This window comes from Curtobacterium sp. ME12 (assembly GCF_903970855.1).
Classification (GTDB): domain Bacteria; phylum Actinomycetota; class Actinomycetes; order Actinomycetales; family Microbacteriaceae; genus Curtobacterium; species Curtobacterium poinsettiae_A.
Map to the genome: position 1 here is coordinate 62467 of NZ_CAJCKD010000010.1, position 13262 is coordinate 75728.

A 13262-nucleotide genomic window follows, 5' to 3' on the forward strand; every position below is an offset into this window, starting at 1 on the left:
GGGATCCCTACCGTCCAGCGCGACGGTTGTGGAGAACTCCCCTGCAAAGTGCCCCTGGAGGGACTCGAACCCCCAACCGTTTCCTTAGGACGGAACTGCTCTTCCATTGAGCTACAGAGGCTGGCTCGTCCACTCTAGCGGCGGAAGCCCTGCAGGAACGCCTGCAGTTCGTCGACGAACAGGTCGGGCTGCTCGAACGGCGCGAAGTGCCCGCCGCGGTCGAGTTCGTGGTGGAACACGAGGTTCGTGGTGCGCTCGAGCCACTCCCGCGGCGCCCGCACGATGTCACCGGGGAAGATCGAGAACCCGGACGGCACCTCGACGCGTCGTTCCAACTGATCCGCCGGGATCGCCGCGTTCGCGTGGTACATCCGCATCGCTGAGCCGATCGTGGCGGTGGCCCAGTACTCGGTGAGCAGCGCCAGGACCTCGTCGCGCGTGTAGACCGACCACAGGTCCCCGTCGCAGTCGCTCCACGCCCGGAGCTTCTCGACGATCCAGGCGGCCAGCCCCGCGGGTGAGTCGTTCAGCCCGACGGCCGCGGTCTGCGGCTTCGTCCGGTGCAGCATCGCGTAGGCGCCCTCGGCGGTGCGCCAGCGGCCGGTCGCGGCGACGAACTCCCGCTCCGCTGCCGACAGCGTCGACACGTCCAGCCCCGGCCAGGCGAGCCCGCCGTCGATCCGGTGCACGGCGACGACCCGATCGGGGTGGTCGAGCGCCAGGTAGCGGGCGACGTGTGTGCCGATGTCGCCGCCGGACACCGCGAACCGCTCGTACCCGAGGTCCGTCATCAGTGCCGCCCACATGTCGGCCACCTGCCGGGCGTCGAGCACCTGCGGTGGTGCCTCCGAGAAGCCGTACCCGGGCATGTCCGGCACGACGACGTCGAACCCGGCGTCGACGAGCATCGGCAGTACCTTGCGGTACCGCCACCCGGAGTCCGGCCAGCCGTGCGCGAGCAGGACCGGCAGCGCGTCGGGCTGGGAAGCGCGAGCGTGCAGCACGTGGATGCCGATGCCGTCGACGACGACACGACGAGAGGGCAGGGCGGCGAGCCCGGCACGGTGCGTGTCGAAGTCGAACCCGTCGGCCCAGTACTCGACGAGTGGGCGGAGGACGTCGAGGTCCACGCCGAGCGACCAGCCGACCCCGGCGGGTGCATCCGGCCAGCGCGTCGCGCGCAGCCGAGCGCGCAGGTCGTCGATGGTCGCGTCGTCGATGTGCGGTGTCTCGCCCATGCCGGCGACGCTAGTCGGCGCCGCCGACAGGCGGACTGGAGGCCCGTGGCGGCATCACCACGGGCCTCCAGTCCGTCGCGTGAGCAGAAGATGCCGGGTGGCAGACGGCGACCCGGCGTCTTCTGCTCACCGGTTGCGGCCGCTACGCGGCCACGAGGTACTCGTCCCACTCCGCCTGCGGGCGCTCGATGCCGCGCACGACCCACGAGGACCCGTGCGGCACCTTCGGCGGGAACCGGAGGCGCCACCCCATCTCCTGCGGGGTGCGGTCACCCTTGGTGTTGTTGCAGGCCAGGCAGCAGGCGACGAGGTTCTCCCACGAGTCCTGCCCACCGCGCGACCGCGGCTGCACGTGGTCGATCGTGGTGGCGTGCCGGCCGCAGTAGGCACAGTGGTTGCCGTCCCGACGCAGCACACCGCGACGGGACACCGGCACGAGGCGGGAGTGCGGGATGCGCACGTAGCGGGTGAGGATGATGACGGACGGACGGTCGTAGCTCGACGTCGACCCGGTGACCGGGTGTTCGACGTCGGCCGCGACGATGGCGGCCTTCTGGTTCATGACCAGCACGAGGGCTCGTCGGAACGAGATCACCGCGAGGGGCTCGTAACCGGCGTTGAGGACGAGAGTGCGCATGGGTTCCCTTCCGACGTGCCTGGACGGCTTCCAGGCGCTGCGGGTGCGTCGGACCGACGACGCGAACGGGTGAGGACGACCTGTTCACACCCCTGGAACCACGAAGAGCACCACCCGGATGGGCAGTGCTCTCGTCATGCAGGGGCGTGCTCGTGCACGCAGGCTGTGCTCGACCATATGTCGACGCGCGCGCGCCGACCCATGGTGCGGGTCGTGCGGAACATCGACATGAGGGTCTCCTGTTCGCGCCGGTGCGGACCGGTGCAGCGTCAGGTTAACCCAGAAACCGGCCCGGCACGAGGGTGCGCAGGCCGGTTCCGGTGAAGTTCACACGCCGGAGGGGCAGTGGTCGCTAGATGCCGAAACGAACGATGTGGTAGTCGCTCGTCCAGATCGGACGGATCTGCACGGTGCCACCGGGCTTCGGGGCGTCCATGATCATGCCGTTCCCCATGTAGAAGCCGTCGTGCGCCTCGTTGTTGAAGATGACGACGTCACCGGGCTGCGCCTCGGACTCGGGGATCGTGGTGCCGGCCTGGTCCTGCAGCGGCACGGAGTGCGCGAGGTTGATGCCGTACTGGGCGTACACGAACATGATGAAGCCGGAGCAGTCGAAGCCCGACGGGTCCGCGCCACCGAAGACGTACGGGGTGCCGATGTACTGCTTGCCGGTGGCGACCACGGCCGGCAGCGAGAACGGGGTGTCGGCGGCGGAGGAGCTGGCCGCGTACTCGGCGGCCGTGGGCCCGGTGTACGAGGAGTACTGCTTCGCGGTCGCGGCGCGGGCGGTCTCCGTCTGTTCGGCCTGCTCGGCGGCTTCCTTCGCTGCGGCGGCCTGGTCGGCGGCGGCCTGCTTCGCGGCCTTCTCGGCGTCGAGCGTCGCGGTCGACGTCGCGCCGTAGCCGTCACGGCTCGTGTCGGCCAGCGCCACGGCGTCGGAGACCGACAGCTCCTGGCTCTGCGTGGCACGGGCCTGCCGCTGGGCGTCGGCGACGGCCGTCGAGTTGCTGGAGGTCGTCGCGGCGAAGGCCGGGGCGACCGCGACCGTGCCGAACATGCCCGCGGCCACGGTGAGGACGACCGGCGCGAGGAACTTGCGCTTGCGCGACGACGAGCTGGCCTTCGCCGTGCTCGCGGCTGCGGCGGCCTGCGCGGCACGGCGACCACCGGGCAGCGGGGCGGAGCGCACCGGCACGACCGTGCGGACCGGGCGGCCCTCGGTCTCGCGCACGGCCCGCCGGGTGAGCGGGGCGGTGGTGGCGTTCTCGGTGTTCGTCGGGTTCGCGGGCGTCTGGTCGTCCGCGGCGGTACCGGTCTGCGTCAAGAGGTGTGTCTCCAACGTCTCGTCATCACGCCGCCGTGGGTGTCCGGCGGTGTGCAACCCCATCCGTTCGTCATCGTTTCCGATCGAGGCAGGAGACGGGTTCGAGACGTCCTGCCACGGGTCACCGGCTCAGGGGCAGCGCGGCGACTCGGACGAGTGTACGGAGGCACCGTTACCGTGTCGAGACCAAACGCCCCGTGGGTAACGAATCGGTAAAGACTCTCAGGGAGGACCGCGAAGGGTCAGTCGCGCTCGATGTAGACGTGCTGCGCGACCTCGATGGGCAGCTCGATGCCCGAGTCCTCGCCCTCGACGCGGACCGCGACGTAGGCGCCCGCCCGCTGCACGCTCGCGATGCGTCCGGGCATGACGCCCGCGGTGCGGAGCTGGTGCAGGAGCTCCGGTTCGAACTGCACGGGCTCGCCCAGGCGTCGGACCACGCCGGTCGTGACGGCGTCGGTGCCCTCGGTCGCGGCGACGATGTTCTGGACGCCGTCGAGGAAGCCGGCTGCCGCGGGGCCACCGATCTCTGCCAGTCCGGGGATCGGGTTGCCGTACGGCGACTCGGTCGGGTTGCCGAGCATCTCGAGCAGGCGGACCTCGACCTGCTCGCTCATGACGTGCTCCCACCGGCAGGCCTCGTCGTGCACGAAGGCCCAGTCGAGTCCGATGACGTCGGCCAGCAGGCGTTCGGCCAGGCGGTGCTTGCGCATCACGTGGGTGGCGCGGGAACGACCTTCGTCGGTGAGCTCCAGGTGGCGGTCACCGGAGACGACGACCAGGCCGTCACGCTCCATGCGGGCGATGGTCTGCGAGACCGTCGGGCCCGAGTGTCCGAGGCGCTCGGAGATGCGCGCGCGCAGCGGCACGATCGCCTCTTCCTCGAGGTCGAGGATGGTGCGAAGGTACATCTCCGTGGTGTCGACGAGATCGGTCACGGTCCGCCTCTCATGTCTGGGCCCAGCGCCGACCACACTACTTGTTCGCACCGACGAACACCGACCGGCGCCCGGGTGCACCTGAGAAAGGGTCATCCGACGCGGTGGTCGGGTGGGCCGAACCCTCCCCGTCCGGCCGGTACACGGGCTCGGGCAGGCGGATCCTCGTCGGTAGGATCGGTGCATGGCAGACATCGTCATCCCGGCCGAACTTCTCCCCACCGACGGTCGCTTCGGCTGCGGTCCGTCGAAGATCCGCGGTGCCCAGCTCGAGTCCCTCGTGACGCGCGGCGCCACGATCCTCGGCACCTCGCACCGCCAGAAGCCCGTGAAGGACCTGGTCGGCAGCGTCCGCTCCGGCCTCGCCGACCTGTTCCAGATCCCCGAGGGCTACGAGGTCGTCCTCGGCAACGGCGGTTCGACCGCGTTCTGGGACGCCGCCGCGTTCGGCCTCATCGAACGCCGTGCCGAGAACCTGTCCTTCGGCGAGTTCGGGTCGAAGTTCGCCAAGGCCGCAGCCGCCCCGTGGCTCGAGGCCCCGCACGTCGTCGAGGCACCCGGTGGTTCCCTCGCCGCACTCGAGCCCGTGGAGGGCGTGGACGTCTACGCCTACCCGCACAACGAGACCTCGACGGGCGTCATGGCCCCGGTCGTCCGCGCGACCGGTGACGCCGGCGCCCTCACCGTCGTCGACGCGACCAGCGCCGCCGGCGGTGCCCTGTTCGACGTCAGCGCCACCGACGTCTACTACTTCGCCCCGCAGAAGAACTTCGCCTCGGACGGCGGCCTGTGGCTGGCGCTGCTCTCCCCCGCAGCGATCGAGCGGATCGAGCGGATCGCCGCCTCCGACCGGTACATCCCGGAGTTCCTGTCGCTCAAGAACGCCGTCGACAACTCGCGCCTGGACCAGACCCTGAACACCCCGGCGATCTCCACGCTGCTGCTCCTCGACGAGCAGGTGCGGTGGACGAACGAGTCCGGCGGCCTGGCGTGGGCGGACCTCCGCACGAGGACCTCGTCGTCGACCATCTACGACTGGGCCGAGGCCAGCGACTCCGCGACCCCGTTCGTCTCCGACCCCGCCGCTCGGTCCCAGGTCGTCGCCACGATCGACCTCGACGACTCGATCGACGCCAAGGCCGTGGCCGCGACCCTGCGTGCGAACGGCATCGTCGACACCGAGCCGTACCGGAAGCTGGGCCGCAACCAGCTGCGCGTCGCGACGTTCACCGCGATCGACCCGGACGACGTCGCGAAGCTCGTGCGCGCGATCGACTTCACGATCGACGCCCTGCGCTGATCCCGGGGACACCCGCCGGAACCAGAACGGGCCCGGCACCACCGGATCGGTGGTGCCGGGCCCGTTCGTCGGTCCGGGTGGATCAGGCGCGGTGGAAGCCCGGGTCGGTCTCGCCGGCGTCGAGCTGGTCGACCTCGAGATCGGCGTCGGGCTCGAACGGCTGCACGCGACGGGCACGGCGACGACGGGCCGGTTGCGGGGCCTCGTCCTCGGCGGCCGATGCAGCGGCGGTGCTGTCGGTGCCGGCGCCGGTGTCGGTGCCGCTCACGTCGGCGAGCGCATCGACGTCCACACCCTCGATGTCGTCGTCGTCCGACTCGTCGAGGTCGTCCTCGTCGGCGTCGAACTCGTCGTCATCGTCGTCGTCGTCCGACTCGTCGTCGTCCGACTCGTCGTCGTCCTCGTCGTCGTAGTCGTCGTCCTCGTCCGAGTCCTCGTCGTCGTCCTCATCGTCATCCGACTCGTCGTCGTAGTCCTCGTCCGAGTCCTCGTCCGACGCGTCCCCGGTGCCGTCCTCGCCCTCGTGCTCCTGCGCCGCCCGGTACTCGGCCAGCCGCTCGGACCACGGCACCCACTCCGGCGCGACGAGCGAGCCGTCCCCGGGCATCAGCTCGACCTCGAGCACGGTCGGTTCGTCGTCGCCGACCTTGGCGACGCTGACGGTCCACCGCCACCCGGGGTAGCCGGGCAGCCGGTTGGCGAACAGGACGGACACGACGCCGTCCCCTTCGTCCACCGTGCCGACGGGGGCACCGACGGTCGACTCCGGGGTGACCTCGAGCAACGCCTCGCGCGCCAGGTCGGTGTAGTCGATGGACGCTGCGTCAACTGACGCTGCGTCGATGGACGCTGCGTCGACGGACACTGCGTCGGGAGCCGTCTCGGCCCCTGCTGTCTCGGACTCGGTCATGGGGTCACGCCTCCAACTGGTCTGCGACGTGCCGCAGGATGGCGGCGATGCGATCGCCGTTCTTCGGGTAGCGGCCGTGGCGGAGGTCTCCGCTGATCCGGTCGAGTTCCTTCACCAGGTCCTCGACGATCACGGCCATGTCGTCCGCGGAGCGACGGGTCATCCGCGACAGCGACGGCTGGGGCTCGAGAAGCCGCACGGACAACGCCTGCGACCCCTTCTTGCCCTGGACGACGCCGTACTCGAGCCGCGTGCCGGCCTTGACGGTCACGACGCCGTCGGGCAGCGAGGACGCGTGCAGGAACACCTGGTCGCCGTCGTCTCCGGTGATGAAGCCGAAGCCCTTGTCGTCGTCGTAGAACTTGACCTTGCCGGTGGGCATGCGTGGACTCCTCGAGGTCGTGGTACGGCCGTGGTGCGTCGGATATCCTGGGTCGATGGCCAAGCCGACCCGATCAACCGGGAACCCGCAGGACTCCGCAGAACCCCCGGTGACGTTCAATCGTACCGAACGCGCTCTGGCGTTCATGATCGGTGGGATCATCATCCTCGGCCTGCTCTGCTTCGTCGCGATGATCATCATGTGGCTCACCGCCCCCGCCGCCCAGGGTTCGATGCCGTGGCCGGTGGTCATGGCGATCCCGCTCTACGGCTTCCCGATCGCCATGGTGCTGGTCTTCACGCTCCTCGGCATCACCTGGACGCGTCGCGCACGAGCGAACCGGACGGCTCGCTGACGTCCGGCCCGGACGCTGGCACCGGACGATGACGACCACCGCCGACCTCGCCGCCCGACTCCGGGCGATGCCGGACGATGCGCTCGAGCGCCTCGTCGCGGCGAGGCGACTCCCCACCGCTGCACTCGCCGAGACCGGCCCGCAGCGCATCACCGACTTCTTCGACCTCGCCGAGGCGCTCCGCAGCGACGACGCCGTGGACGCCGCCGTCGAGCACCTGCCGCGCGCCACGATCCTCGCGTTGCGTGACGGCGGCGCCGTCGACGCGCTCGGCCCCGCGATCGAGCTCGGCCTCGCCGACGAGGACGGCGCGGTCGACGACGCGGTCGCCGCACGCGTGGCCGCCCACCCCGACCTCACCTCGCTCGACGAGCAGCCTGGAGGCCCGGAGCAGGTCCGCCCCGCTGCTCCCGCCCTCGACGCCGCGGCGCTCGAGCGTGCGCGCACCACCGGCGCGGAGCAGGCGTTCGCGACGATGACCGTGCTCGCCGAACTGCTGCGGGCGGTCGACGCCGGCGCGGTCCGCGAACTCGTCAAGGGCGGGATCGGCATGCCGCTCGCCCGCACCCTCGCCGAGCGCATCGGCACCGACGCCGAGCTCGTCGCCGGTCGCCTGGCGCTGCTCGACGACATCGGGTTCGCCGACCCCGACACCGGGCGGTGGATCGTCACCGACGCCGGCCACGTGTGGTTGCTCGCCGGCTGGCCGGAGCGCTGGGTGTCGCTGGTGGCCGCGTGGTCGGACACGCTCCCGCCCGCCGTGCACCAGGTGCTGGAGCTGGCCGACGGGGACCTGCGCGACCTCGTGCCGCTCGGGCGCTGGGCGTACCCGGCGGGGTCCCGCTGGCTCGACGCCCTGCTGCTCGACGTCGCCGGCACCGCGGCGTCGCTCGGCCTGGCGGTCGACGGCACCGTGACGAGCACCGGTCGGGCGCTCCTCGACGGCGACGCCGAGCAGGCCGCCGACGACCTGCCGGGCACCGTCGAACGGGTCTACCTGCAGCACGACCTCACCGTCATCGCACCGGGGCCGCTCGCGCCGGTGGACGACGACGCCCTGCGCACCGTCGCCGTGCTCGAGGCACCGGGGCTCGCGGCGCGCTACCGCATCTCCGAGGACACCCTGCGCACGGCGTTCCGGGCCGGACACTCCCGCGACGACCTGCTGTCCCTGCTCGGGCGGCTGTCGGCCACCGGGATCCCGCAGCCCCTCGCCTACCTGATCGACCAGGTGGCCGGACGCGACGGCAGCATCGTCGTCGACCGGGGACCGGGCGGCGTCGGGACCGAGGTCCGCGGCACCGCCGACCAGCTCGACCTCGTCGGGGTGGACGCCGAGCTCCGGCAGCTCGCGTGGGAGCGGCCGGACCTGACGACGCTGACCACGCGCTACCCGCCGCACGTCGTGCACACCGCGCTCGAGGACCAGCGCTACCCGGCCGTCCTGACGACCGCAGCCCGTCCCGAGGCGCACCACGGGCCTCCCGGCCGGCGCAGCCCCACCGGACGCTCGCCGGAACAGTCGGCGCACGCACTCGTCGAACGGCTCCGCCTGACGACGCAGCGCGGCGACGCGGAGCCGGAGCAGGAGTGGCTCGGTCGGCAGATCGACCTGGCCGTGCGCGGACGCACGCCGATCCGTGTGACCGTCCGGATGCCGGACGGTTCGGAGCGGCCGTTCTCGATCGTGCCGACCTCGGTCGCGGCCGGACGCGTCCGTGGGCGGGACACGGCAGTCGACGTCGAACGCACCCTGCCGCTGTCGCTCGTCGTGTCGGTCGAGAGCGACGCCTGAGCCGCGCGGTCACCCGCACGCAGGTGCCGACGGCTAGGCTGGCAGGTCATGAACGGACCGCTGATCGTGCAGAGCGACCGCACCGTGCTCCTCGAGGTCGCGCACCCCGACGCCGAGGACGCACGCCACGAGCTCGCGGCCTTCGCCGAGCTCGAACGCGCTCCCGAGCACGTGCACACCTACCGGATCACCCGCCTCGGACTCTGGAACGCGCGCGCCGCGGGGCACGACGCCGAGGCCATGATCGACACCCTGGAACGCTTCGCGAAGTTCCCCGTGCCGCAGAGCGTCACGGTCGACATCCGCGACACGGTCTCGCGATACGGACGACTCGTGATCCGTCGCGAGGAACGGCCCGACGCCCCCGTGATCGCGAACTCCCCCACCGAGGAACTCGAGCGGCTGCCGCTCCTGCTCCTCACCGCCGAGGACCCATCGGTGCTGGCCGAGGTCATCCGGTCGAAGCGCATCAAGCCGTTGCTCGGTGACATGCGGTCCCCGACCGAGATCGAGCTGCAGCCGTGGGCGCGCGGACAGGTCAAGCAGGAGCTCGTCAAGCTCGGCTGGCCGGCGGAGGACCTGGCGGGCTACACCCCGGGCCAGCCGCACCCGATCGACCTGGACACCGCCGAGTGGCACATGCGGCCGTACCAGGAGCAGGCGGTCGACACGTTCTTCGCCCAGGGTTCCGGCGTCGTCGTGCTGCCCTGTGGCGCGGGCAAGACGCTCGTCGGCGCGGGTGCGATGGCGACCGTCAAGGCGACCACGCTCATCCTCGTCACGAACACCGTCTCGGCACGGCAGTGGCGCACGGAGCTCCTCAAGCGCACGACCCTGACGCCGGAGGACATCGGCGAGTACTCGGGCAGCGTCAAGGAGATCCGGCCGGTCACGATCGCGACCTACCAGATCCTCACCGCCCGCCGGAAGGGCGAGTACACGCACCTGTCGCTCCTCGACGCCCTCGACTGGGGCCTCATCGTCTACGACGAGGTGCACCTGCTGCCGGCGCCGGTGTTCAAGCTGACCGCCGACCTGCAGGCTCGCCGACGCCTGGGCCTGACGGCGACGCTCGTGCGCGAGGACGGCCGCGAGGGCGACGTCTTCTCGCTCATCGGGCCGAAGCGGTACGACGCCCCGTGGAAGGAGATCGAGGCGCAGGGCTACATCTCGCCGGCCTCGTGCTACGAGGTCCGCATCGACCTGCCGCACCAGGACCGCCTGGAGTACGCGGCGTCGAGCGACGACGAGCGCTACCGGCTCGCCGCGACGTCGCCGGCGAAGACGCCGGTGGTGCGGGAACTCATCGAGAAGCACCGCGGTGAGCAGATCCTGGTGATCGGGCAGTACATCGACCAGCTCGACGAACTGGCCGCGTCGCTCGACGCCGCGGAGATCACGGGAGCGACACCCGTCGACGAACGGGAGCGGCTCTACGACGCGTTCCGGTCCGGCGAGGTCGACGTGCTCGTCGTCTCGAAGGTCGCGAACTTCTCGATCGACCTGCCCGACGCGACGGTCGCCATCCAGGTCTCCGGCTCGTTCGGCTCCCGGCAGGAAGAAGCCCAGCGGCTCGGGCGGCTCCTCCGCCCGAACAAGGACGGCCTGCCCGCGTCGTTCTACACGCTCGTGGCCCGGGACACCGTGGACCAGGACTTCGCCCAGAACCGGCAGCGGTTCCTGGCGGAGCAGGGGTACTCGTACACGATCCTGGACGCCGACCAGGTCCAGACGCCCGTGGGCTGACGTACGAACCGCTCTCAGGAAACCCCGAGGGAACGGTCAGAAGATAGGACCATGAGCGATGGCCCCAAGATCCTGATCGTCGACGACGAGCCGAACATCCGCGACCTCCTGACGACCTCGTTGCGCTTCGCCGGCTTCGCCGTGCGTGCAGTGGGCAACGGGGCACAGGCGATCTCCGCCGTGCTCGAGGAAGAGCCGGACCTCATCATCCTCGACGTGATGCTGCCCGACATGAACGGCTTCGGCGTGACCAAGCGCCTGCGTTCCTCGGGCTACACCTCGCCGATCCTGTTCCTGACGGCGAAGGACGACACCGAGGACAAGATCACCGGCCTCACCGTCGGTGGCGACGACTACGTCACCAAGCCGTTCTCGCTCGACGAGATCGTCGCCCGCATCAAGGCGATCCTCCGTCGCACCATGAACGACGAGGAAGACGCGATCATCCGCGCCGGCGAGCTCACGATGGACCAGGACACGCACGAGGTCACGATCGGCGACGCGCAGATCGAGCTCTCGCCCACCGAGTTCAAGCTGCTCCGCTACCTCATGCTCAACCCGAACCGCGTGCTGTCGAAGGCGCAGATCCTCGACCACGTGTGGGAGTACGACTTCAACGGCGACGCGGGCATCGTCGAGAGCTACATCTCGTACCTGCGTCGCAAGCTCGACCAGTACTCCGCCGAGCCGATCATCCAGACCAAGCGCGGCTTCGGCTACATGCTGAAGGCGTCCAAGGCTTCCTAGGCCCGAGAGTCCTCCGGGGCTCGACTTCACGGCGGTCGTCCGGTTTCACCGGGCGGCCGCTGTCTATCGTTGGGGCAGCATGCACACGCGAATGAACCACTGGTGGGACGGGATCTCCCTGCGCACCAAGATCACCGGGATCACGGTGCTCCTCGTCGCGCTCGGACTGCTCGTCGCCGGACTCGGCACGATGACGGTGCTGTCCACCTACCTCATGCAGCAGCTCGACAACACGGTCAAGCAGACGACCGAGCAGCTCGAGGGTCAGAACATCAGTGACGGTGAGCAGTACTGCAAGTTGTCCGTCGTGGTCTCGCAGAGTGCCTACGTCGCCGCGTACGACGCCGACGGGGATCGGATCTGCCAAACGAAGGCGTCGAGCCGGCCAGACGTCCGCGAAGCCACCCTGGTCGAGGCCTCGCAGGCGAACCAGCGCATCTCGCTCTACGACAGCCAGCACAACCACGAGTGGCGCGCCCAGATCATCCCGGCGTCGCTGCAGAACCAGTCCGACGGCACCACCGAGACCGGCTACGTGCTCATCGCGGTCTCCAGCGCCGGCACCGACGAGACGATCGGCAAGTTCACCGCGATCTTCCTCGGGTTCGGTGCGTCGGTGATCCTGCTCGGCGCCATGCTCACGCGTCTGCTCGTCACCGCGACCTTCGACCCGCTGCGGGACGTCGAGGACACCGCCGCCCGGTTCGCCGCGGGTGACTTCAACCAGCGCCTCGAAGCCGACACCCCGAACACCGAGGTCGGGCGCCTCAACCGCTCCCTCAACGTCATGCTGGAGCGGATCGACTCGGCGTTCGAGGACCGCGAGCGCACCATCGCGCAGATGCGCCGGTTCGTCGGGGACGCCTCGCACGAGCTCCGCACGCCGCTGGTGTCCCTGCGCGGGTACGCCGAGCTGTACCGCATGGGTGCCCTGCGCAAGGAAGAGGACGTCGCCCAGGCGATGGAGCGCATCGAGAAGGAAGCGCAGCGGATGGGCCTGCTCGTGCAGGACCTGCTGCAGCTCGCGCGCATCGACGAGTCGAAGCCGCTCGAGCTCGGCCCGGTCGACCTCGTCGCGATCGCCCGTGACTCGGCGCTCGACACGATGGCCTCCAACCCGGACCGCGAGATCCAGGTCCTCGTCGAGGACTCCCTGACCGGCGAGAGCGTGCCCCAGGCCGTCCGTCCGTCGGCGTCGTCGTCGTCCATCGGCTCTCCGGACTCCGGCGAGGCACCGCCCGTGTCGCCCACCTCGGCGAACACCACCGGCCCGATCGCGTTCTCGCGCCAGACCATCGCACGTCTGCGCGCCCGTCGCACCCGCGCCATGAACATCGACGCCGGTGCCGCGCCGACCGACGAGACCACGCCGCTGCCCACGGTCGTGTTGCCGAAGCGCCCACCGATCGTCCTGGCGGAAGAGAACAAGATCCGCCAGATCGTCACGAACCTGATGGGCAACGCCATGCGGTTCACGGCGAACGATGACCCGATCGAGATCGGCATCGGCGTGGACGACGAGCGTGGCATGGCGCACCTCGACGTGATCGACCACGGTGAGGGCATCCCGCCGCAGCTGCGCGAGAAGATCTTCCAGCGCTTCTGGCGTGCGGACACCTCCCGCGCCCGCGACACCGGCGGCTCGGGCCTCGGGCTCGCCATCGTGTCCGGTATCGTCGCGGCGCACCACGGCTCGGTCGAGGTCTTCGACACCGAGGGCGGCGGCGCCACCTTCCGCGTCTGGCTCCCCCTGCTCCCCCGCGACTTCGCCGCCTGACCCGAACGGTCACAACACCCCGTTCGAGGCCGCCGAGTGGTCACGATCTGTCGTCTGCATGCCTGCTGACCGACAGTTCGTGACCGGCCGGCGCACGGCCGACGACGTGTCGT

Annotated in this window: 12 protein-coding genes and 1 tRNA gene; 6 read left to right on the forward strand and 7 right to left on the reverse strand. The window is 70.4% G+C overall.

All coding sequences use genetic code 11. From position 1 onward, the window contains the following. Nucleotides 1-49: 49 nt before the first annotated feature. The 5 genes from H7A73_RS07190 to H7A73_RS07210 form a co-directional block, all read right to left on the reverse strand. A tRNA-Arg gene (locus H7A73_RS07190) sits at nt 50-121 on the reverse strand. Nucleotides 122-134: 13 nt separating this feature from the next. Then, complete coding sequence (locus tag H7A73_RS07195) at nt 135-1238, reverse strand: epoxide hydrolase family protein (RefSeq protein WP_182065315.1); 1104 nt, start codon at nt 1236-1238, stop codon at nt 135-137. Between the two features lie 142 nt (nt 1239-1380). Next, nucleotides 1381-1875, reverse strand: coding sequence for an HNH endonuclease (locus H7A73_RS07200; RefSeq protein ID WP_027466591.1), 495 nt, complete (start codon nt 1873-1875; stop codon nt 1381-1383). Between the two features lie 352 nt (nt 1876-2227). After that, nucleotides 2228-3199, reverse strand: coding sequence for a C40 family peptidase (locus tag H7A73_RS18200; protein WP_182065316.1), 972 nt, complete (start codon nt 3197-3199; stop codon nt 2228-2230). 242 nt (nt 3200-3441) lie between these two features. Continuing rightward, nucleotides 3442-4137 carry a metal-dependent transcriptional regulator gene (locus H7A73_RS07210; RefSeq protein WP_182065317.1) on the reverse strand — a complete coding sequence of 232 codons (696 nt, stop codon included), beginning with the start codon at nt 4135-4137 and terminating at the stop codon, nt 3442-3444. A gap of 184 nt (nt 4138-4321) precedes the next feature. On the opposite strand from H7A73_RS07210, the gene serC reads away from it, so the two are divergent. After that, nucleotides 4322-5437 carry a phosphoserine transaminase gene (gene serC / locus H7A73_RS07215; protein WP_182065318.1) on the forward strand — a complete coding sequence of 372 codons (1116 nt, stop codon included), beginning with the start codon at nt 4322-4324 and terminating at the stop codon, nt 5435-5437. Nucleotides 5438-5519: 82 nt separating this feature from the next. Here serC and H7A73_RS07220 read toward each other — a convergent pair whose 3' ends face one another. After that, nucleotides 5520-6347, reverse strand: coding sequence for a DUF3027 domain-containing protein (locus H7A73_RS07220; protein WP_182065319.1), 828 nt, complete (start codon nt 6345-6347; stop codon nt 5520-5522). A gap of 4 nt (nt 6348-6351) precedes the next feature. Further along, nucleotides 6352-6729, reverse strand: a complete 378-nt coding sequence (locus tag H7A73_RS07225; RefSeq protein WP_017888041.1) for a cold-shock protein — start codon at nt 6727-6729, stop codon at nt 6352-6354. A 55-nt stretch (nt 6730-6784) separates the two neighbouring features. Between H7A73_RS07225 and H7A73_RS07230 the strand changes: the two genes are divergently transcribed. The 5 genes from H7A73_RS07230 to H7A73_RS07250 all read left to right on the forward strand — a co-directional run bounded on the left by H7A73_RS07230 (nt 6785) and on the right by H7A73_RS07250 (nt 13149). Beyond that, the gene (locus H7A73_RS07230; protein WP_182065320.1) at nt 6785-7084 is read left to right on the forward strand and encodes a multidrug ABC transporter ATPase; all 300 of its coding nucleotides are present in this window, start codon (nt 6785-6787) and stop codon (nt 7082-7084) included. Nucleotides 7085-7112: 28 nt separating this feature from the next. After that, nucleotides 7113-8879 (forward strand): helicase-associated domain-containing protein, encoded by a 1767-nt coding sequence (locus tag H7A73_RS07235; RefSeq protein ID WP_182065321.1) that lies wholly within the window; start codon nt 7113-7115, stop codon nt 8877-8879. A gap of 48 nt (nt 8880-8927) precedes the next feature. Next, nucleotides 8928-10625: a DNA repair helicase XPB gene (locus tag H7A73_RS07240; RefSeq protein ID WP_182065322.1), complete on the forward strand. Its 1698-nt coding sequence runs from the start codon at nt 8928-8930 to the stop codon at nt 10623-10625. A 51-nt stretch (nt 10626-10676) separates the two neighbouring features. Beyond that, complete coding sequence (locus H7A73_RS07245; protein WP_017888045.1) at nt 10677-11372, forward strand: response regulator transcription factor; 696 nt, start codon at nt 10677-10679, stop codon at nt 11370-11372. Nucleotides 11373-11451: 79 nt separating this feature from the next. Beyond that, nucleotides 11452-13149 carry a sensor histidine kinase gene (locus H7A73_RS07250; protein ID WP_110863081.1) on the forward strand — a complete coding sequence of 566 codons (1698 nt, stop codon included), beginning with the start codon at nt 11452-11454 and terminating at the stop codon, nt 13147-13149. Nucleotides 13150-13262 lie beyond the last annotated feature (113 nt).